This is a genomic window from Pseudomonas sp. TMP9 (assembly GCF_037943105.1).
In the GTDB taxonomy this organism is placed as follows: Bacteria; Pseudomonadota; Gammaproteobacteria; order Pseudomonadales; family Pseudomonadaceae; genus Aquipseudomonas.
Genome location: NZ_CP149803.1, coordinates 2,870,135 through 2,891,073, shown reverse-complemented (window position 1 = coordinate 2,891,073; position 20,939 = coordinate 2,870,135). Strand labels below are relative to the sequence as shown.

The 20,939-nt window shown below is 58.9% G+C and carries 20 protein-coding genes; 9 read left to right on the top strand and 11 right to left on the bottom strand.

Translation table 11 applies throughout. The features are described from left to right. Positions 1-50: 50 nt before the first annotated feature. The 4 genes from WF513_RS13760 to WF513_RS13745 all read right to left on the bottom strand — a co-directional run bounded on the left by WF513_RS13760 (position 51) and on the right by WF513_RS13745 (position 4,273). Positions 51-2,114 carry an EAL domain-containing protein gene (locus WF513_RS13760; RefSeq protein WP_339079955.1) on the bottom strand — a complete coding sequence of 688 codons (2,064 nt, stop codon included), beginning with the start codon at positions 2,112-2,114 and terminating at the stop codon, positions 51-53. 371 nt (positions 2,115-2,485) lie between these two features. Beyond that, positions 2,486-3,067, bottom strand: coding sequence for a Fe-Mn family superoxide dismutase (locus tag WF513_RS13755; protein ID WP_339079954.1), 582 nt, complete (start codon positions 3,065-3,067; stop codon positions 2,486-2,488). 187 nt (positions 3,068-3,254) lie between these two features. After that, positions 3,255-3,866: a LysE/ArgO family amino acid transporter gene (locus WF513_RS13750; RefSeq protein WP_339079953.1), complete on the bottom strand. Its 612-nt coding sequence runs from the start codon at positions 3,864-3,866 to the stop codon at positions 3,255-3,257. Positions 3,867-3,871: 5 nt separating this feature from the next. Then, the gene (locus WF513_RS13745; protein ID WP_339079952.1) at positions 3,872-4,273 is read right to left on the bottom strand and encodes an ACT domain-containing protein; all 402 of its coding nucleotides are present in this window, start codon (positions 4,271-4,273) and stop codon (positions 3,872-3,874) included. 98 nt (positions 4,274-4,371) lie between these two features. Here WF513_RS13745 and WF513_RS13740 point away from each other — a divergent pair, with 98 nt between their 5' ends. Continuing rightward, complete coding sequence (locus tag WF513_RS13740) at positions 4,372-5,268, top strand: LysR family transcriptional regulator ArgP (RefSeq protein ID WP_339079951.1); 897 nt, start codon at positions 4,372-4,374, stop codon at positions 5,266-5,268. A gap of 4 nt (positions 5,269-5,272) precedes the next feature. On the opposite strand, the gene WF513_RS13735 is transcribed toward WF513_RS13740, so the two are convergent. Together WF513_RS13735 and WF513_RS13730 are read right to left on the bottom strand one after the other, a co-directional pair. Continuing rightward, positions 5,273-7,231, bottom strand: coding sequence for a methyl-accepting chemotaxis protein (locus WF513_RS13735; protein WP_339079950.1), 1,959 nt, complete (start codon positions 7,229-7,231; stop codon positions 5,273-5,275). A gap of 260 nt (positions 7,232-7,491) precedes the next feature. Next, positions 7,492-8,547 carry a saccharopine dehydrogenase NADP-binding domain-containing protein gene (locus WF513_RS13730; RefSeq protein WP_339079949.1) on the bottom strand — a complete coding sequence of 352 codons (1,056 nt, stop codon included), beginning with the start codon at positions 8,545-8,547 and terminating at the stop codon, positions 7,492-7,494. 166 nt (positions 8,548-8,713) lie between these two features. Between WF513_RS13730 and WF513_RS13725 the strand changes: the two genes are divergently transcribed. Further along, positions 8,714-9,706, top strand: coding sequence for an NAD(P)-dependent oxidoreductase (locus WF513_RS13725; protein WP_339079948.1), 993 nt, complete (start codon positions 8,714-8,716; stop codon positions 9,704-9,706). Here the strand turns inward: WF513_RS13725 and WF513_RS13720 are convergent, their stop codons facing one another. After that, the gene (locus WF513_RS13720; RefSeq protein ID WP_339079947.1) at positions 9,707-10,018 is read right to left on the bottom strand and encodes a hypothetical protein; all 312 of its coding nucleotides are present in this window, start codon (positions 10,016-10,018) and stop codon (positions 9,707-9,709) included. Between the two features lie 297 nt (positions 10,019-10,315). On the opposite strand from WF513_RS13720, the gene WF513_RS13715 reads away from it, so the two are divergent. Next, positions 10,316-11,161: an ATPase gene (locus WF513_RS13715; RefSeq protein ID WP_339079946.1), complete on the top strand. Its 846-nt coding sequence runs from the start codon at positions 10,316-10,318 to the stop codon at positions 11,159-11,161. A 158-nt stretch (positions 11,162-11,319) separates the two neighbouring features. Here the strand turns inward: WF513_RS13715 and WF513_RS13710 are convergent, their stop codons facing one another. Continuing rightward, entirely contained in the window at positions 11,320-12,375 is a 1,056-nt protein-coding gene (locus tag WF513_RS13710; RefSeq protein ID WP_339079945.1) for an alkene reductase, read from the bottom strand. Positions 12,376-12,563: 188 nt separating this feature from the next. Between WF513_RS13710 and WF513_RS13705 the strand changes: the two genes are divergently transcribed. Continuing rightward, positions 12,564-13,151 carry an ACP phosphodiesterase gene (locus WF513_RS13705; RefSeq protein WP_339079944.1) on the top strand — a complete coding sequence of 196 codons (588 nt, stop codon included), beginning with the start codon at positions 12,564-12,566 and terminating at the stop codon, positions 13,149-13,151. Here WF513_RS13705 and WF513_RS13700 read toward each other — a convergent pair. Then, on the bottom strand, positions 13,148-13,936 hold the full coding sequence (locus tag WF513_RS13700; protein ID WP_339079943.1) for a lysophospholipid acyltransferase family protein: 789 nt from the start codon (positions 13,934-13,936) through the stop codon (positions 13,148-13,150). The genes WF513_RS13705 and WF513_RS13700 overlap by 4 nt on opposite strands. 110 nt (positions 13,937-14,046) lie before the next feature. Beyond that, complete coding sequence (gene olsB, locus WF513_RS13695; RefSeq protein WP_339079942.1) at positions 14,047-14,805, bottom strand: L-ornithine N(alpha)-acyltransferase; 759 nt, start codon at positions 14,803-14,805, stop codon at positions 14,047-14,049. Between the two features lie 147 nt (positions 14,806-14,952). On the opposite strand from olsB, the gene WF513_RS13690 reads away from it, so the two are divergent. The 5 genes from WF513_RS13690 to WF513_RS13670 all read left to right on the top strand — a co-directional run bounded on the left by WF513_RS13690 (position 14,953) and on the right by WF513_RS13670 (position 19,590). Then, entirely contained in the window at positions 14,953-15,840 is an 888-nt protein-coding gene (locus tag WF513_RS13690) for an acyl-CoA dehydrogenase (protein WP_339079941.1), read from the top strand. 121 nt (positions 15,841-15,961) lie between these two features. Then, positions 15,962-16,747, top strand: a complete 786-nt coding sequence (locus tag WF513_RS13685) for an MBL fold metallo-hydrolase (protein ID WP_339079940.1) — start codon at positions 15,962-15,964, stop codon at positions 16,745-16,747. A 122-nt stretch (positions 16,748-16,869) separates the two neighbouring features. Next, entirely contained in the window at positions 16,870-17,994 is a 1,125-nt protein-coding gene (locus WF513_RS13680) for a serine hydrolase (protein WP_339079938.1), read from the top strand. Continuing rightward, positions 17,991-18,329 (top strand): amidase, encoded by a 339-nt coding sequence (locus tag WF513_RS13675; RefSeq protein ID WP_339079936.1) that lies wholly within the window; start codon positions 17,991-17,993, stop codon positions 18,327-18,329. Before WF513_RS13680 ends, WF513_RS13675 begins: the two co-directional genes overlap by 4 nt. Positions 18,330-18,432: 103 nt before the next feature. Further along, positions 18,433-19,590 (top strand): phosphatidylserine/phosphatidylglycerophosphate/cardiolipin synthase family protein, encoded by a 1,158-nt coding sequence (locus tag WF513_RS13670; protein ID WP_339079935.1) that lies wholly within the window; start codon positions 18,433-18,435, stop codon positions 19,588-19,590. Between the two features lie 18 nt (positions 19,591-19,608). Here the strand turns inward: WF513_RS13670 and WF513_RS13665 are convergent, their stop codons facing one another. Continuing rightward, on the bottom strand, positions 19,609-20,784 hold the full coding sequence (locus WF513_RS13665) for an acetyl-CoA C-acyltransferase (protein ID WP_339079934.1): 1,176 nt from the start codon (positions 20,782-20,784) through the stop codon (positions 19,609-19,611). Between the last annotated feature and the right edge of the window lie 155 nt (positions 20,785-20,939).

Genomic DNA, 20,939 nt, shown 5'->3' with positions numbered 1-20,939 from the left:
CTGCAATAATAAACCCGCCAACTGGCGGGTTTATTATTTTACATATGGCGTTAAAGTGTTGCGGGGTTAGCGCTGGTGTTCAAGCGTCTGGCCTGCTTGAGGTAGGCAGTCAGTTCGCGGGCTGGCAAGGGTTTGCTGTACAGGTAACCCTGACCTTCGTTGCAGCCTTGCGCAATGATGTAAGCCTCTTGCTCAACCGTTTCCACCCCTTCAGCGATCACCTGCATACCGAGGCTTTTACCCAACTGGATGATGGCGCGCACGATGGTGGCGTCGTCTTCGTCTTCCAGTAAATCCTGAACAAAGCTCTTGTCGATTTTGATCTTGTCCAGCGGCAGGCTCTTTAGGTAACTCAGCGAGGAGTAGCCAGTGCCAAAGTCATCAATGGCGATCAGCGCACCAGAGCGGCGCAGGCTCAGCAAGTGTTGTGCGGCGGTGTTGATGTCTTCCATCAGGCCGGTTTCGGTGACTTCCAGTTCCAGGCTACGCAGCGGCAGGCGGTAGACCTGCATCAGGTTGTTAACCACCCGTGGCAGCTCGACGTGGTGCAGCTGCACAGTGGATAAGTTGACTGCCATGCGCAGCTCGGTAAAGCCTTGGTCATGCCATTCGCGCAGCTGGCGGCAGGTTTGATCAAGGATCCATTCACCAATCGCAATGATGGTGCCGTTCTGTTCAGCCAGCGGGATAAACAGGTCTGGCGGCACTAAACCATGTTGCGGGTGCTGCCAACGCAGCAACGCTTCGACGCCCACCACGCTGTGGTCGCGGTAATCCACCTGCGGTTGATAAACCAAGTGCAGCTGGTTCAGTGCTAAGGCATCGCGCAGGTCTTTTTCCAGCTCACGGCGGCGACGCATCTCACTGTCGATACTGGCGATGTAGAACTGATAACGGTTACGCGAGCGACTCTTGGCCAGGGTCATGGTTTGTTCAGCTTTCTGCAGCAGCTTCTCCGTGCTGTCGCCATCTTCCGGGAACAGAGTGATGCCGATTGTGGCGCGCAGACGCACGTGTTGCTGGTCGAGCACAAATGAATTGTCGAGGTCATCGAGCACGCTTTGCGCCAGTTCAGCCGCTTCATAAGGCTGCTCGATATCCGCTTGGACCAGCACGAACTGGTCGCCCCCTAGCCGGGCTAACGCACCAAGCCGGCCGCTGTGGCTGCGCAGCCGGTCGGACAAAGCCAGTAACAGCTGGTCGCCTGTTTGGTAGCTGAATTGCTCGTTAATGCCTTTGAAGTCGTCTAGGCCGACGCACAACACCGCCACGCGACGATTTAGCCGGCCAGCGTCTTCAAGAATTTTGTCGAGTTGCTGTTGCAGTTGCTGGCGGTTTGGCAAACCAGTAAGAAAGTCATACTGGGCCATGCGCAGCAGGCTGCTCTCGGCCTCGCGGCGCAAGTTAGTGTTGCGCTCAATGGAGGAGAGCAACTGATTGGCCGTATTGATCCAAAGGCCCAGCTCGTTTTTCTCGTTACCCTTAAGCATCGGCAGCTTGTGTTCGCTGGGCCGATCCGGGTTGATGTTGGTCAGGTGCTCAATGATCTTCGATAACGGTTTGGTCAATAGCAGGTGGTAGACCAGATACAGCACCAAGCTCATGGCCAAGGCGCGCAGTACACCGGAGATAAAGATGATCACTGAGTTAGTGATAAAGCTCTCACCGTATTGCGCGGTGTCGAGGGTGATGCTGAGGTCGCCGTAGTACTCGCTGTAAGGGCCACGACCAACCAGTTGGGTGGTAAAACTCTGCTCTTTGCCGAGGATTGGATCGGTTAACCAGCGGGTCGGAATATTGATCTGCTCGCGGCTCTTCTGCGCCAGCATCGGCTCATTGGGGTGGCCGATTGAGGCCACGCGCACCGACTCATGTTGGAACAGGCCTTCAATGACCTGCATGCCCATTTCCCGGTCAAGGCTATAAACCGCCTGGGTCGATGGGTCGCGGAACATCCCGAGGATACGGTGCGCATCGTTAGCGACGGCCTGACGTGTTTTGTACACGTCGAAGACAATCTGCGCACAACTTAGGACGACCCCAACGATGAGCGCTGAAAGCAGCACTACACGGAGTAATTTAAGCGACAAGCTGTTTTTGAGTTCCAGCTTCAAGAGGCGGTTCCTTGTTCGAAGCCGTTAGCGTCAGACGTACTGAGTATTGGCAAAGTTGCGCTTGCAGTCAAAGGGCCATTATTAAAGTTTTATCGAACAATTTTTAAGCACCGTACTGGTGCAGATGGGGCTTAGCGTAACGCTCAACTAACACTTATCGGCGCAAGGTATGGCGGGCTTGAGTACCGTTGGGCAGTTATCAAGCGGCAGGTTTGGTTGCACTGCGGGCAGGTCACCTGCAAGTAAATACGCACTCAAGCTTAGTTGCCCAGCACCTTTAGCGGATCGCATCTGCGGTGTTTAGGTATGCAAAAGACCTATAGCAACAAACCCGGCACAAGGCCGGGTTTGTTGTGGGTTACGCAGTGTACTCAGGCGGCGTAGTTTTTCGCTACGAAATCCCAGTTAACCAGGTTCCAGAACGCCTCAACATACTTCGGACGCACGTTGCGGTAGTCGATGTAGTAGGCGTGTTCCCAGACGTCGCAGGTCAGTAGCGGGGTGTCGCCACTGGTCAGCGGGCAGCCGGCACCGATGGTGCTGGCCAGAGCCAGAGAGCCGTCAGCTTTCTTCACCAGCCAGCCCCAGCCGGAACCGAAGGTGCCGATGGTGACTTTGCTGAATTCTTCCTTGAACTTATCGAAGGAACCGAAGGCTGCATTAATTGCATCAGCCACCGCGCCAGTTGGTTGGCCGCCGGCATTAGGTGCCAGGCAGTTCCAATAGAAGGTGTGGTTCCAGACTTGGGCGGCGTTGTTGAAGATACCACCGCTGGAGGTCTTGACGATCTCTTCCAGGGTTTTACCTTCGAACTCGGTACCAGGGACCAGGTTGTTCAGGTTCACGACATAGGTGTTGTGGTGCTTGTCGTGGTGAAATTCCAAGGTTTCCTTGGAAATATGCGGCTGCAGGGCGTCATGAGCGTAAGGCAGCGGCGGTAATTCGAAAGCCATGGTTTATCTCCTAATCAGGTTTGGTGCGGTGTGCGCGAAGCCGATCACGGGCGGCTGTCTAAGCGGCGTGAGTTATCTCTATTCGCCGCAAGCGCTGAATCATAGCACCGGCACTGCGCCTTAAACACGCGGCAACTGTGTGGAGAACCGCTCTCGTGAGCGGCTTTGCTCTCGCCGTGGCGCTGTTTTAGAGCATTGCGGGGTTGCTGACTAACTGCCAAGCAATGCTAAACATCATCAGCGCCACCCCTAGATCGATAAAGCGCCAGGTGCTCGGACGTGCCAACCAAGGCGCAAGCCAAGCCGCACCCAGCGCCAGAGCGGAAAACCATATTAATGAAGCACTGGCGGCCCCCAAGGCGTAAGCGCCCGGGACCTTTTGCTGGGCGCCGAGTGAGCCGATTAGCAGCACGGTGTCGAGGTACACGTGCGGGTTGAGCAGGGTCACGGCCAAGGCGGCCAGCAGCACCGCACGGCGTGAACGCGGGCCGCTCTCGCTGAGTTGATTTAGCGCCTGCGGACGGCTGGCGCGCAGCAGTGCCTGAGCACCGTACCAGAGTAAAAAAGCCGCGCCGCCCCAGCGCGCCACCCCTAGCAAAAATGGGCTCTGCGCCAATACGGCGGCCAGGCCGAACACGCCAGCGGTAACCAGTAAGGCATCGCAGATCACGCAGAGCATGGCCACCGGCAGGTGATGCTCACGGCGCAGGCTTTGCGCCAAGACGAAGGCGTTTTGCGCGCCGAGGGCGATGATCAGTCCAGCGGCGATGAGTGAGCCGTTGCTATAGCTTTGCCACATGCTGATTACTCCGCGCCATCGGCCAGTTGCTGCAGTACCGCCAGTGCGCACGGACCATCGGTGTGGGCGACAAACAGGTGGTCGTGGTAATAGCCGGCGATCACATTGCAACTTATCCCCGCATTCGCCAGCGCACCTGCCACCGCGGCCGTAAGGCCCACGGCCGCCAGCGCCGAGTGCACTTCCAGGGTCAGCCAGGCGGCTACATAGTCGATTTCGAGTTGCAGGTGCTCGGCCTGATGATGCGGCAGGATCACGGTCAAACCTTCGCGCTCCTGAAAGCTACCCAGCGGCTGTACGCCTTGCAGTTGGGTCGCGTCGGTCAGGCTACAAAATACATAGGCACCCTCGTTCAGGGTCGGGGTCATGCTGCGTATTAAGGTGGTCAGTGACGTTTCGCCGGCCATGTGGGTGCTCCTGATTGCTGGAGAGAATGTGGCGATTTTGTGGCGCTAGGCTGTATAAGAGAAACCAATAGTGCTGATCCCTCATTAGGAAAACTGATTTGCTCGACTACAAATTATTGGCGGCCTTGGCCGCAGTTGTGGAGCAGGCAGGCTTCGAGCGTGCGGCGCAGGTGCTAGGTTTGTCGCAGTCTGCGGTGTCGCAACGGATCAAACTGCTGGAAGCACGTGTCGGTCAGCCGGTTTTGGTGCGCGCCCTACCGCCCGTACCGACGGAAATCGGCCGACGCTTACTCAACCACGTGCAGCAGGTGCGTTTGCTGGAGCGTGATATCCAAGCGCAGGTGCCGGGGCTGGATGAGGGCGGTCCGCCTGAACGCCTGCGTATCGCCTTGAATGCCGACAGCCTGGCCACCTGGTGGGCGCAGGCCGTGGGTGATTTTTGTACGGCGCAGGGCTTGCTGCTGGAGCTGGTGGTTGAGGATCAGGATGTCGGCCTTAAACGCATGCGTGCCGGTGAAGTGGCCGCCTGTGTCTGTGCCAGCGAGCGTCCAGTGGCCGGTGCACGGGCATTGTTGTTGGGCAGCATGCGTTATCGCGCCTTGGCCAGTCCGGCGTTTATTGCACGATATTTTCCCAGGGGAGTTACGGCGGCTGGGCTGGCCCAAGCGCCGGCCATTGTCTTTGGTCCGGATGATTTATTGCAGCATCGCTACTTGTCGGGGCTGGCGGCGGAGGGCGGGTTTGCCTATCACCTGTGTCCATCGTCCGAAGGGTTTGTGCGTTTAGCCGAGGCGGGTTTGGGGTGGGGCTTGATGCCTGAGTTACAGGTGAAGGCGGAGTTGGCGGCGGGGCGGTTGTGCGAGCTGCTACCTGAGCGGCCGTTGGATGTTCCGTTGTATTGGCATTACTGGCGCAATGGTGGCGAACTACTATGTGCACTGACCCAGCACGTACATCATCATGCGGCCACTTGGTTGGTGGCCGCAGCGCGATAAAGGTTTACAGCCGGAAGTGCGCTAAGAGTTGTTGCTGGCTGTCAGCGACACGTTGCAGGTGCTCACCACATTCTCGGGTATGCGCGGCGTTCTGACGGTTGTCAGCGGTCATGGCGTTGAGCTGGTGCATATGCTGGTTGACCTCCTGAGTGGTAGACGCCTGTTGCTCGGCAGCCGCGGCGATCTGGAAGGCCAAGCCATGCAGGGTCTGCAGCGATTCGTCGAGGTGGCTGAGGGAACCGAGCACCGCCTGGGTTTCATCTTCCAATGCGCGGGCCTGATCGGTAGAGCCTTGCATGCTCGCCAATGCCTGGTTAGAAGAGTCGCCGAGGGTGCCGATGATCTGCACGATTTCCTCGGTGGCGGTGCGCGTACGCATGGACAGGCTGCGCACCTCATCGGCGACCACCGCGAAGCCGCGGCCTTGTTCGCCAGCCCTTGCGGCCTCGATGGCGGCGTTCAGCGCGAGCAAGTTGGTCTGCTCGGCAATCCCCTGAATTACCACAAGCACCGAGGCGATCTGCTGGCTGTTGCCGGCGAGCGTCTGCACCACCTGGTCTGCCTCGCGCAAGTCTTCAAGCAATTGGTCCTGGCGGCCAATCATGCGCTGCAAGGTAGTCTGCATCGTGCTGAAGGCACCGCGTGCGTTCTCGCTGCTGTCGGCGCTCTGGCTGGCGTTGGTAGCGATTTTCTGCACCGTGGCGGCCATCTCATCGACCGCGCTGACCACCATTTCTAGGGCTTCCTGCTGCTGATCGAGGCGGCTGCTGGTTTGCCCGGCGGCGTCGAGAATATCGCCGCTGGCCTGTTCGACAGCACTGCTGGCTTGGCGAAGTTGTTCGATGACCACGCGCCACGCATTGGCCATGCCATGCAGTGCCAACATCAGGCCGTTAGCCGAGTTCACGTGTGCCGGCAGTTGCAGTTCGCCTGCCGTCAAACGCTCGGCTAAGGCCGCCATAGCGCTGGGCTCGCCGCCCAATGGGCGCATTACGCTGCGACTGACCAGCCAGGTAGCGAACACGATGCCCGCCACGGTCAGCACACCGAGGAGCAGCACTTGCCACATGAGTTCACGTACCGGGGCGAGTGCCTGTGCCTGATCCATTTCGGCTATCAGCGCCCATTGCTGACCATCGAACTCAAGTGGCACAAAGGCCTTCAGCGCGGGCTGATTGTCGAGTCCAGCTTCAGCCAGGCGTCCTTGCTTATTCTGCAGGGCGAGGGTAACAGCTTCGCCTGACAGGGCACTTGCTTGCTTAGCGGTGCGCAGAACCTGATGCTGGGCAAACCGAACGGAGTCGGAGCGCAGCAGGTTGTCGGCGCCCACCAGATAGGTTTCCCCTGCTTCTCCCAGACCTTGGCGGGTGTGCATTACCCTGTTGAGTGACGCTATAGGGAGCTCAAGCATTAAAAGCGCAATCAGCTCATCTTCGCTGATCACAGGGCTTAATAGAAACTGACTGGGTTCACCGGTTTGCGGGTTAATTGTCAGGTCGCTGATGGCGCTCTTTCTGGTGTCCAAGCCGGCGCTGGCCATGCGACCCATCGGCTGATCCCGCCAGTTACCTTGGCGCAAGTCCTGCTGATAGTCATCGCCGCGCAGAACGCTGAAGATAACCTTGCCCTCTGGTGAAATCAGCTTGAGGTCTCGGTAGTTGTAGGTCTGGATAAAGTTTTTGAAGATCGGCTGGTCATAGTTGGCCGCACTGATGAGGGCTACTTCGTTCAGGCCGCTGTAGCTCGTCCCCAGATTGTTAGCCAGGGTGCTGAGTTGGTCACGGCGTCCTTGCAAATTATCCAGCAGCTGTCTTTGTTTGATATTTGCAACGGCCTCAAGGGCGTTTAGTGTTTGTTCCTGCAGAGCTTGGCTGGCATGGAAGTAGACCGTGACAGCCATTGCCAGTACAGGAACGATTCCAATAAACAAATAGCTCAGGGCAAGCTTGAGGCGTAACGGCATGTCTGGTGTCTCCGCGGAGAGAGGGGTTACGGTTCGGCTGATGTTAAGCATTCAGCAAGAAGCGTGCGAGTTAATTGACGATTTGTAAATTAAATCGAGCGAGCAGCTATGTGACAGGCAGCACTAGGGTGTGCTGACTGTCAGGACAGAGATGGGCTGGCGTGGTGACTTTTGATCGGCGCCAGCCTGGAGCATCGCCAGGCATGCCTGCGTTGAAATAGAGCACACAGGGCTTGTCAGTCCCAGCGGGGTGACGCGGTCTACTTGATGGAAATAGTGGTTGAACCCGGCAGTTTTTCCACACAGCGCACACCGAACAGTTTGCTGGGGGTGAAATATCCGCCAGGGCCGCTGTAGTTCAGGAGGTGCTGCACGGCCAACAAAGTCCCATGGACGGTCACGTCGTAGCCGTTGGCGGTTTCAAGTCGAGCCGTTTTAACCACGCCTGCGGCATTGCGCGCCTCGCCCCACAGCCAGGTGCGCTGGCGGGCTCGAGTGGTTTCATTGGGGCCGGTGACACGCTTTTCGACCAGGCGTTTTAGCCAGTTTTGCACCGCCTCTAAACCCAGCAGGGCGCGCAGCGGGTCGATCAGGCGCATGACAATCGCAGCCACCGTCGGCGTTGGCAGGTACACCTCAATATTATCAATGCCGGTTGAGTGGTAGGCCGTCGACACATCGCCCCAAGGAATGGTGACGGCTGTTTTTTCGCCACGTCCAAAGTTGATGGTGCGACGTTTATAGCCCAGCGGTACATCGGTGATGATTCCGGCGCGGCGTACTTTGCCGCCAAATTTGAGGCCTTCTACTGAGGTTTTTGCGGTGCCTGGGGATAATCCACTGCCGGTGTCAAAGCCCAACGCTAAATGGGTGGCGTCGGGCAGCGCCTGATGCAGACAAGCGGCGAGGCAATCGCTGGGGATCACATCAAAGCCGACGCCAGGGCATACCACCACGCCCTTTTCGCGCGCCTGTTGATCACGCTGGTGAGCGGCTTCAAACACGCTGATCTCGCCAGTGATGTCGACGTAATGGGTGTTGCTGGCCAGGCAGGCATCAATCATCGGGGCACTGGTGGCCGAGAATGGCCCGGCGCAATGGGCAACCACGGCAACATCCGCCAAAGCTTCCATCGCACGCTGTGGTTGGTGGATATCGAATATCCGGCACTCCAGGCCAAGCAAGCTGCCGAGGGCATGCACCGCTGCCGGGTTACGCCCGGCCAGAATAGGCGTCAAGCCTTGACGCTTAGCCTCAGCGGCCAGCAGGTGGCCGGTGTAGCCGTTGGCGCCGTAGATCATCCAATGAGTGGCCATCCGCGGCTCCTTTAGTCAATGAGTGTGAAGGCACAGCTTAGCTGCTGTGCGCGTTTACCGTCGGCTTATCACTGGGCGTGCACAGTCGCTGTTGTGGCCTGCAGTGCCACGGCGGCGTTCAGTGCAGGCTGCTAGAGTGGCTTGGGATTAAGGCAGAGGGGCAGTAATGAAAATTCTGGTAACCGGCGCGAGCGGTTTTATTGGTGGGCGTTTTGCCAGCTTTGCTTTGGAGCAGGGCTTGAGCGTTAGGGTCAACGGGCGGCGCGCTGAAGGTGTTGAGCATCTGGTGGCGCGTGGTGCGGAGTTTATTCAGGGTGACTTAGCCGATCCGCAGCTTGCGCAGCAGTTGTGCCGTGATGTCGAGGCTGTGGTGCATTGCGCGGGTGCCGTCGGGGTATGGGGCCGTTATGAGCACTTTTATCAGGCCAACGTCAGTGTCACCGAAAACGTGGTGGATGCCTGCCTTAAACAGAAGGTACGGCGGCTGGTGCACCTGTCTTCACCCTCGGTGTACTTCGATGGCCAGGCGCATGTGGGCTTGCGTGAAGAGCAGTTGCCCAAGCGCTTTTCCGATCACTACGGCAAAACCAAGTTTCTAGCCGAGCAGCAGGTGTTTGCCGCCGAAGAGTTCGGCCTAGAAGTGCTGGCGCTGCGTCCACGGTTCGTCACTGGCGCGGGCGACACCAGCATCTTTCCACGTTTGATCAATATGCAGCGCAAAGGTCGTTTGTCGATTATCGGCAATGGCCTGAATAAGGTCGACTTCACCAGTGTGCACAACCTCAACCAAGCGTTGATGAGTGGCCTCTTGGCAACAGGACCGGCGCTTGGTCAGGTCTACAACATCAGCAATGGCGAACCTGTGCCGCTGTGGGATGTGATCAATTACGTGATGCGTAAACTTGACCTGCCGCCCGTGACCCGCCACATGCCCTATGGGCTGGCCTATGCAGCCGCTGCGTTAAATGAAGGTGTGTGCAAGCTGTTGCCGGGTCGGCCAGAACCCACGCTATTTCGCTTGGGTGTAGCGGTAATGGCCAAAGATTTTTCCTTGGACATTAGCCGCGCCCAGCAGTATCTGGACTACCAGCCCAAAACCAGCCTGTGGACTGCGCTGGATGAATTTTGCGCCTGGTGGCAGGCGCAGCATCCGCATTGATCAGGCATAGACGCGCTGGCCACGATACATCCGTACCGACTCGCTGGCTGGCCGCGGTGCGGGGTCTTCCACCAGCAGCGGATGCCCAGCTTGCATGCGCGGTACTGCACCGGCCTGAGCGAAGGGGCGGTCACTGCACTGGGCCAGCAATTGCCCCAGTTGCCGTGTTTGCTCATTGCTTGAGTTGAGGCAGGCGCTGAGCATGCAAGTGACCGCATCCGGCTGGCTTAAGCGGATGTCGATCGCTAGTTCCTCACGCAGTCGGCGGCGCAGGCTCATCATGCAATCCAACACTTCTCTGTTCAGTTCCATGGTGTTCCCCGCGAGTACAAGTGGACAGGGTGTCATTCATCCCCAACAGCCCGGCATAGTTTTATCTGAACGCGCCGTGTTTACGGCGGCCACAGTGGGCCTGCCGCACAGATCTGTTAGCAAAGTGCGTACCAGCTCGCAATTCGCGCGATTGTGCGGGTTAGAGCGCTTCGCGGCCTGCGCCGTGCCCTTCGTCGGTGCGTTTTGCCCACGCTTGGCGCAACACTGAAGCGCAGCGCGCGAACCGTTATACTGCGCGGCAATTTGCGAACCCTGTGCTTTCTTGAAGGTTGAATCATGCGTAACGATGCCAACGACGAACTCGATCACGTCCCCAGTCTGCGTGCGGAACAGCGCGATCATGATGACTTTGCGCCTGATCATCCGGAGCCTGCGCGTGGCAACGGCTATGGCCGCCCTCCGGCCACTGCAACAGCTAAAACAGCCAGCACTGGACCCCTCTGGGCTTTGGTTGGGGCGTTAATGATTGCCTTGGGCGGTCTGGGTTGGTGGAGCGTGCAGCAAGTGAGCCTGATGGAGCAGCAGTTGGTTGCGACGCAAGAAAGCTTCGCCCGTATTAGCGAGGAAGCGGCAGGCCGTATTCAGGATATTTCCGGCAAGGTAGTGGCCACTGAGTCGTCGGTGACCACTGGCAGCGAGGCGCTAAAGCTGCAAGTCAAACAGCTGGAAAGCAAACTGGCTGAGCTGAGCAAGCAACAGCAGGGCGCAACGGCTAAGCAGTCTGAGCAGGCCAAGCGTTTGGAGCAGTTGGCCGTGCAGCTGAAGGGGCAGGCGGGAGGGGGTGAAAAGCTTGAAGCCAGTGTTAAAAAGCTCAGCGCCGAGCAAACCGCGCTAAAAACTGAACAGGCTTCCTTGAAAAGCGCTCAGGCCGGTCAGGCTAAGTTGGATGAGAAAATTACTGGCTTGAGTGGCGATATTGCCGCCCTGCAGAAGCTCGGTAATCCAAACCAGGCCATTTCTCGTCTGGAGCAGGACCTGCTGGTACTCAAAGGCGACCTGGAAACCCGTTCGGCATCCAATAGCATCGCTGAGTTCGACGCCTTCCGCGCGCAGATGACCCGCAACATCAATGGTCTGCAAGCGCAGGTGCAAAATCTGCAGCAGCAACTCGACGCCCGTTGAGCTAGGCGCCCTCGCATAACTTCCTCGTGGCGCGATGGGGGTCACTAGCGCCCAGCTGCATGCGATCAGTCCCCTCTCCCACCGGTGGAAGAGGGTCAGGAAGTGGGTGCTTTTTCATCCCGTCTGCCATAAATCGCGGCGCGTTTGCGGCTTAATCTTCAGCTTTGCAGCGTTGGATAGTCGAGGTAACCGACCGGGCCTTTGCCGTAGAAGCTTTCAGGCCGCGGCGTATTCAGCTCGGCATCCTGTGCCAAACGGGCGGGCAGATCTGGGTTGGCGATAAATGGAATGCCGAATGCCACAGCATCGGCCTTACCGCTTTGCAGCCACTCATTGGCCTGGGTCTTGGTGAAACGCTCGTTGGCGATAAACATGCCGCCAAAGGCTTGCTTCAGGCTTGGCGACAGGCTGTCGTCAGCCTCTTTCTCGCGGGCGCAGATAAAGGCGATACCGCGCTTACCCAGCTCACGGGCGACGTAGGTAAAGGTCTCAGTGCGGTCAGCGTCGCCCATATCATGGGAGTCAGCGCGTGGCGCCAAATGCATGCCTACGCGGCCAGCACCCCACACCTCGATTGCGGCATCGGTCACTTCCAGCAGCAGGCGTGCACGGTTTGCCAGGCTGCCGCCATACCGGTCAGTGCGCTGGTTGGTGCTGCTTTGCAGGAATTGGTCGAGCAAGTAGCCGTTGGCACCGTGGATTTCTACACCATCGAAGCCGGCTGCTTTGGCGTTTTCCGCGCCCTGACGATAGGCGTCAACGATGTCAGCAATTTCTTCAGTTTCCAGCGCGCGCGGGGTCACGTAATCCTTCATCGGCCGGATCAAGCTGACGTGCCCGGCAGGCTGGAGGGCGCTCGGAGCCACCGGCAGTTGGCCATTCAAATAAACCGGGTCGGAAATACGGCCCACATGCCAGAGTTGCAAGACGATCTTGCTGCCGGCGGCATGCACCGCTTGGGTGATGGTGCTCCAGCCACGCACCTGTTCAGCCGACCAAATGCCGGGGGTGTCCGGGTAGCCGACACCCATTGGCGTGACGGCCGTGGCTTCGCTGATGATCAGCCCGGCGCTGGCGCGTTGCACGTAATACTCAGCCATCATCGCGTTGGGCACACGGCCTTCATCGGCACGGCAGCGAGTCAACGGGGCCATGATGATGCGGTTGTTCAGTTCAAGTTCACCGATTTTAATCGGGTCAAAAAGTGTGGCCATCAATAAGTCTCCTTGGTGTCTGGGGCGCGCCAAACGCGTTAAAGCGTTTGGCCGGTATGCCTGAGGAAGGCCTGGATTGCTCGTGCCCGCCTCATTTCAAGGGCTGAACCTTATATCGATCGTTGGCGATATACAGATTGTTCGAGGCGATAGTCATCATCGGTCATGCTGATGTGTAAGCTGTGGTGATGAACTACCTCGCACATTTACACCTTGGCGGTGACGCGCCGGCGCAACTACTGGGCAGCCTGTATGGCGATTTCGTCAAAGGGCCGCTGGTTGGGCAGTGGCCAGCGGATATCGAAGCGGCCATCCGCCTGCATCGGCGCATTGATGTATTTACTGACAGTCACCCGCTGCAGGCTCAGTCGCGGGCGCGCTTCCCCAGCGAACGGCGGCGTTATGCCGGGATTTTATTGGATGTATTTTTTGATCACTGCCTGGCGTGTAATTGGGCTGACTATGCCGCTATCCCTTTGGCGAGTTTTACTGATCGGGTTTATCAGGTCGTCAATAACGAGCCGCGGTTACCTGAACGCTTGGCATTTATCGCACCACGCATGGCTGCCCAAGATTGGCTAGGCAGTTATCGCGAATTTGCTGTGTTGGCGCAGGTGATCGAGGCAATTGATCGACGCCTGTCGCGCTCCGGTTTATTGGCGGGCGGTATAGCTGAGCTGGAGCGCCTTTATCAGCCACTGCTGGAAGACTTTCGCCAGTTCTACCCCGAGCTACAGGGCTTTGTCGCCCGCGAGCGCGGCTTGGCCGATTGTTAGGCGGCCTTGCCGTTAAGGCCAGCGGATTGCTCGGCGTCAGCTGCGCCGAACAGCGCCTCACGGATTGACTGCTGGGCTGCGCGCGCTAACGCATTGCGATTTAAGTCAGTGCTGGCAATCGGTGTGAGCAACTGAATTTGCACCTCGCCGATGTCACTGCCGAGCAGGCGCAGCAGGTGCGAGAGCATGTCGTCATCACCAATAAACGGCGCCACGCTGCACGGCTGGCCGTTACGCAGGTAGCGGATAGCCACCGGTTGCACCGCAACGCCGCACTCGATAGCGCTACTTAGCAGGCGACCGTGGAAGGTGCGCAGGCCAAGGCCGTCAGTGGTGGTACCTTCGGGAAATATCAGCACGTTGCACCCTTGCTGCAAGTGCCGGCCGAGTTGTTGATTGAGCAGGTTGCTGTCGGCCGAACCACGGCGGATAAACAGGGTGCCGGCCTTGAGCGCCAACCAGCCGGCCACCGGCCAAGTGCGCACCTCCGCCTTGGACAGAAAGGACAGCGGGGTGAGCATGCCGAGTAGCGGAATATCGGTCCATGACACATGGTTGCTGACCCACAGCATCGACTGACGGGGTAATTGCCCCTGCACGCTCAGGCGAAACGGCAGCGCGGCAGCTAGGCGTGCGAGAAACCAACGAGTCAGACGCTGACGGGTTGGCATCAGGTCATGCCGTACCCACCGTTCGAGCAACGTGATGCCGGCGGCCAGGAGCGTGCCGAAGCTGATCACGGCTATTAGGCGAAACAGGCGTATGTACAAACGCAGCTTCTTCATCGGTGGCTCCCGCATGCAAAGACAAAAACGCCGGCACTGTCTACAGCGTGCCGGCGACAAGAGCAACCCAATATGCTTAGCGGCGCTGCTTGGTAACAGGTGCGCCTGCCCTACACGGCGGCTTTGAAATGCCTGGCGTAGCGCGGGCAAAGCTCGTCGCGCTTGAGCAGGATAAATACGTCAGCCACTTGGAAGTCCTGATCCCAGCAAGGCTCACCACAAATTTTGGCGCCCAAGCGCATATAGGCCTTGAGCAGCGGCGGCATTTCGGCGATCACATTGCTCGGCACATCCAGCGTCGGCAGCGGCGTTTTTGGCTCGGCGCGCAGGTGTTCGGTGCACAAATAGCGTTCGCGCAGGCGCTGCATAATTACCTGAGCCTGGACACCGCCGTCCTGCATGGAGATGCTGGCGCAGCCCATTAGGTAGCGGTAGCCGCCTTCGTTAAGCACCTCGGCCAGTTCGCCCCAGAGTACGGCGATAGTCGCACCATTGCGGTAGGCCGCGTCGACACAGGTGCGGCCGATTTCCAGCACGGGGCCTTCGAGGTGTGGCAGGCCGTGCAGGCTGAATTCTTCTTCGCTGTAAAAGCGCCCAATACCTTTAGCTGCGTGATGGTCGAGCAGACGTGTGGTAGCCACCAGTTCACCGCTATTGAGGTCACGTACACCGATATGCTGGCAGTGAACATCGTAGTCATCCATGTCCAAGCCGAACTCGGCACCCTTAAGCTTGGCATCGAACTCGGCGCTAAAAACACGAAAGCGTAAGGTTTGAGCTTCACGCAGGGCCGCCGCGCCCAGTAAACGCTCAGCGTGCAGGCGACGTGCTGGAGTTGTGCGGTCGCGGGTGATTGCCAGTTGGGTCATGCCGTCATCTCCGTTAGCCGATTTTTGCCTTGCAGTCGGTCGATCTTGTTGGGCAAGCTCAGGCTAGGTAACGCCGATGTCACTTCCATAAAGGTTTAGTGATGCTTGTGTGACACTGAATGTATTAACCCGCTAAAGGAGTCATCCATGCCCTGGCAGCAGTTATTGAGCCCGCAGGCGCGTCTGCCGGTTGTTGGTTTGGAGGCGTGGTACGCCAGCCTGCTTGAGCGCATCGGCAACCCTGCACCGCTGCAGTTGGCGTTGCTTGGCGGGCGCTTGGCGGCGACGCCTGGGCTGGCCTTTCTTGCCGGTTATCAGGGCGCACTGCGCGCACTTTGGCCCTCTGCACCGTGGACATTGGGCGCGTTGTGCGTAACCGAAAATCGCAGCACCCGGCCGGCGGACATGCACATGCGCATGCAGGCGTTGAGCCTCGATGGCCGTAAGGACTTCGTCACCGCCGCCGATGCGGCCGACTGGTTGTTAGTGGCCGCCCGCGAGGAGGCTGTTGGGGCGCCGGTGCAACTGGCGCTGGGTGTGGTGCGCAATGGCGCGCCGGGTGTGCGTGTCGAGACGCTGCCTGCGCTGCCGTTGATGCCTGATGTCAGCCATGGCCGTCTGCATTTGCACGGCGCGCAATGCGAGCGCCTGCCCGGTGATGGCTGGGATGCCTATGTGAAACCCTTCCGCACCCTTGAAGACATCCACGTGCTGGCCGCACTTACGGCTTGGTTGTTCGGCGTGGGGCAAGAGTCGGCCTGGCCGCAGGCGTTGCAATTGCGCCTGCTCGGCCTGCTGGCCGGCTGCGCAGAAGTGGCGCGGCAATGCCCAAGCGCACCCGGTAGCCACCTGATGCTGGCCGGGTTGTTTGCCCAATTCGAGAGTTGCAGTGCCGAGTTGGACAGCGCCTTTGCTTCAGGTGATGCCCACTGGGCGCAGCTGTGGCAACGTGATAAAGGCCTGTTGTCGATGGCGGCTACTGCACGCAGTAAACGTCTACAAAAAGCTCAGGCGCTCCTCGGTATTCACCTGTAGGCCCATCCGTCGCCGGTAAACGTAACGCTCAGCTCGACCCATGCAGGCGTGGTTTGATCCAGATCAGTGAGCCCCGCACCTTGGGCCTTTAAGCTCGCCGGCTTTCGAGAGAGAGCCTGCCATGCGACGCGAGCCCATAGTGCTGTTTGATAACGGCGAGCATCAATGCATGATGTTCGATGACCTGGTCAGCGGGGAGGGCGTGCAGTCCAACCAATTTCTGATCACCGACAATGAGCAATACCTGCTGCTCGATCCGGGCGGCGATCTAACCTACACGCCGCTGTCGCTGGAATTGTCCAAGTACATTCCGGTGCAGGACCTGACCTATATCTTCGCCTCGCACCAAGACCCGGACATCATTGCCTCGCTGGATAAGTGGCTGCTGCACACCCGTGCGCAGGTCATTTGCTCAAAGCTATGGGCGCGTTTTTTGCCGCACCTGACGGCTAACTATTTGGCCCTCAGCCATGGCATCAATACCTTTGACCGGATCATCGCGCTGCCCGATCGCGGTCAGGCATTTGCCTTGGGTAAGTGCACGCTGAAAGCGGTGCCCGCACACTTTCTGCATTCGGTGGGCAACTTCCAACTGTATGACCCAGTCAGCAAAATTTTGTTTTCTGGCGACATGGGTGCCTCGCTGGTCGACGATGCTCACCCCGTAACGGACTTCGTCAACCACGTGCCGAACATGCTCGGTTTTCACCGCCGCTATATGGGCAGCAACAAAATCTGCCGCCTGTGGGCGGCGATGGTCCGCGACATGGATATAGCCATGATCGTGCCGCAGCACGGTCGGCCCTTTGTTGGCGCAGAAATGATCAACGCCTTTTTGTACTGGATCGAGAACCTCGAGTGCGGCATGGATTTGATGGGGCCAGACGACTACCGCTTGCCTAAATAGCTGAGGGTTTAGGGCACTGATCTTTCGCGCCGAATCGCTGGCCAATCAGGCGTGTTCGGCGCTTTTGGTTGCCCTCGGCAGCATGCTAGGGTGCCGCCTTCGATTTCAGCAAAGGCGGTCCCATGTCCTTCACGTTATTGACTGCACGGCGGCTGACGTTGGCGTGCGCATTCGGCTTGGCCAGCGCCGTGGTGCAGGCCGAAAGCTGGCCGCAGACCGACTGGACCCGCCAACTGGCAGCGCCCAGCGCAGCCCTTAGCGAGCTGGAAGCTTACGCCTTCCCAGCCCGTGATGAGGCCACTCGCAAGGGTGTGCGCAGCGATGCCGTGCTGGTGATTCGCGACGGCCAGGTGGTGTATGAGCGCTACGCCGCGCCCACTCATGCCGCCACGCCGCACCTCAGTTGGTCGATGGCCAAGAGCGTACTCGCCACCACCATGGGTGTGGCGTATGGCCAGGGCTTATTCAAGCTGGATGCGCCAGTGGCGGACTATTACCCGCCATTTGCGGCGCACCCCCAGGTCAAGGTCGGTCACCTACTTAACTGGGCGTCGGGTCTGGATTGGCAGGAAGACTATGAATACGCACCGCTGAAATCTTCAGTGGTCGCGATGCTCTATACCCGTGGTCGATCGGATATGGCCGCCTTCACTGCTGCGCACAGCGCCGCGGCTGAGCCGGGTACGCACTTTCGTTATTCCAGCGGGGACAGCAACGTGCTGTCGGCTGCGCTGAAAAGCATGGTCGGCACCGAGGCCTACGCTGATTACCCGTGGACTGCACTGTTCAGCCCTTTAGGCATCACCTCCGCTGTTTGGGAGCGCGATGCAGCGGGCACCTTTGTCGGTTCCTCTTACCTGTACATGACCGCCCGTGACCTGGCCCGCATCGGCCTGCTGATGCAGCGTGACGGGCGTTGGGGCGAGCAGCAATTACTGCCCAAGGCTTGGGTCGACTTCAACCGCACACCCTTTGCCAACTATCAGCCGCAGGCTGACAAACCTAATGCATCCGTGCCGGGTGGCCAGTGGTGGTTGAATGCGGCGGTTGGTGGCGCCCCCAAGCCATGGCCGGATGCCCCGAACAATATGCTAGCGGCCTCTGGGCACTGGGGGCAGGGCTTGTATGTGTTGCCTGATGAGAAGCTGGTGGTCGTGCGCTACGCCGATGATCGCGATGACAGTTTTGATCGTAACCACTTCCTCAAGCTGGTTCTGGCCGCATTGGCCCAAGAGGTACAGCCATGATCCGCCGTCGACCATTTAGCAGCCTACTTTTGCTGATTTTGCTGTTACTCGCCGCCTTGGGATGGCAAAACCGCAGCCACCTGCAAGCGTTCCCAGGCATTGTTGGGGCTTATTCGGCTAAGGAATATTGCTCATGTCGGTATGTGGCCAACAACCCGGCGGACTATTGCCAAGCTTATGTGGTGCAGTATGTTTCGCTCTCCGGTTTTTTTGATGACGCCGCCAATAAGCGCGTAACCGCTCGCGGCCTAGGCAGCACGCAGAGTGCACAGTGGTTGGGGTCGCGCGAGGGTTGTCAGTTGTTGCCGCAAGCGGCGGCCTTACCTGAGCCGTAAGCGTTTTGGCAGGTCTGCCAGGGTGTGCAACGCCGGGTCAGGCGGCTATGGTGGCGCCTCTCAATTCTCCTCGCGAGAGGCGCAATGCCCAGAGTAAGCGATCATGGTTGATAACGTCTTTCCCTGGCGGCGGGGCAACGCCTTAGCGCTGCTGATCGACGGCCCGCAGTTTTATGTGCAGATGTTGGCGCGCATTACTGCGGCCGGGCGGCAGGTCGATCTAGAACTTTATTTAGTTGAAAGTGGGGCCTGCAGCAGCGCCGTGCTCGACGCCCTTTGCAGTGCTGCGCAACGTGGCGTGGTGGTGCGTTGTTTGTTCGATGACTTTGGTGCGCAGGGTTTATCTGCGGCTGACCGGCAACGCCTGCAGGCCGCTGGCGTGCAGGTGCAGTATTACAACCCGGTGCGCTGGAAGCATGGCCTGCGCAACTTCCATCGTGATCACCGCAAACTGTTGCTGGTCGATGAGCAATTCGCCTACGTCGGCGGCACGGGTGCGACGGATGAGTTCTGGCAGCCCGAGCACACCAGCAGCCGTTGGCATGAAGTGATGGTGGAAATCAGCGGGCCGCTGGTGGCCGATTGGCAGCAGTTATTTGAGCGCCAATGGCAAGCAGGGCAAGCCTGGATTGCTTGGCGGCCGCGTATGCCGCTGCGCCTAAAAAAGCTGCCGCTATTACCTGCGCTGGGGCAGGGCTTGGGCCGTGTGGCCTTCGCCGACGCCACGCAACACCGCGATATTTTGCTCTCACTGGTGCGCGCCTTGCGTGGGGCAGAACGCCGTATTTGGCTGGCTACACCGTATTTTTTACCCACTTGGCGTGTGCGCCGTACCCTGCGCAAGGCCGCTAAAAATGGCGTCGAGGTGCGCTTGTTGTTGGCTGGGCATAACACCGACCACCCACCGGTGCGCTTTGCTGGCCAGCGTTATTACACCAGCTTGCTCAAAGCGGGCGTGCGCATCTTCGAATACCAGCCGCGTTTTCTGCATTTGAAGATGGTGCTGGTGGATGACTGGGTCAGCGTCGGCTCGTGTAACTTCGATCACTGGAACTTGCGCTTTAACCTGGACGCCAACCTCGAAGCACTCGACCCAGTATTTAGCGCCAGTGTGGCGGCCAGCTTTCAGGCAGATTTTGCCGTGAGCGAGGAAATTACCCTGGCCGACTGGCGCGCCCGGCCATGGTGGCGACGATTGCGCCAGTCTATTTGGGGCGCGCTTGATCAGTTGCTGGTCAAGTTGCTGGATCGTCGCCTCTAGCACGTTCCATCCGCTGACCTAAATCAGCTCAACCGCCACGGCCGTTGCTTCGCCGCCACCGATGCACAGCGAGGCGATACCGCGCGTGCCGCCGGTATTTTTCAGCGCGTTGATCAACGTCAGGATAATCCGCGAGCCCGTGGAGCCAATCGGATGGCCCTGAGCACACGCGCCGCCGTAGATATTGACTTTGCTGGGGTCGAGGTCGAGTTCGCGGATGGCCAGCATGGTCACCATGGCAAAGGCTTCGTTGATTTCAAACAGATCAACCTGAGCCTTATCCCATCCTGTTTTCTTGATCAGGGTGGTGATTGAACCAATCGGCGCGATGGTGAACTCGCTCGGGTCCTGGCTTTGCGTGGCGTGGGCGACAATTTTTGCCAGCGGCGTGAGGCCACGTTTGCTTGCTTCTTCAGCGGTCATCAGCAGCAAGGCAGACGCGCCATCGGAGATTGAGCTGGCGTTGGCGGCGGTGATGCTACCGTCCTTGCGAAAGGCTGGTTTCAGGTCTGGGATCTTTTGCGGGTTGGCGTTCAGCGGCTGCTCATCATCTTTAACCAGCACATCGCCTTTGCGGCTGCTGACGCTGACCGGCACGATTTCTGCCTCCAGCGCACCGCTGGCAATCGCCGCCTGAGCGCGCTTGAGTGATTCAATGGCGTAGGCGTCCATCTGCTCACGGGTGATGCCGTATTGGTCTGCAGTTTCCTGCGCGAAGGAGCCCATCAGCCGACCGCTGCGCGCATCTTCTAGCCCATCGAGGAACATGTGGTCCTTGATTTCGCCGTGGCCCATACGCAGCCCCGCGCGAGCTTTGCTTATGATGTAAGGCGCGTTGGACATGCTCTCCATGCCGCCGGCAATCATCACGTTGTTGCTGCCCGCCTTGAGCGAATCAAAGGCCAGCATCACCGCTTTCATGCCCGAACCGCAGAGCTTGTTAATGGTGGTGCAACCGGTGGCCGAGGGCAGGCCGGCATTCAGCGAGGCCTGGCGCGCGGGGCCTTGCTTAAGGCCGGCCGGCAGCACGCAGCCCATAATCACTTCCTGCACATCGGCTGGCGCTACACCGCCGCGCTCAACCGCTGCACGAATGGCCGCCGCACCCAAATCAACCGCTGCAACGCTCGACAGGCTGCCTTGAAAACCACCCATCGGCGTGCGTGCGCCGCTGACAATGACGATATCGGACATCGGATAACTCCTTAATGCTGTGGCAAAAAACCGAACAACCCGCGGTGGATTCTACTGTGTGACCAGAAATGGCCAAACAGTCACGCCCAAAATCATTCTTTGGGCTGATTTGAGCGGGCGACGAGGGCTCTAGATTGGCACCACTGATAAAAACC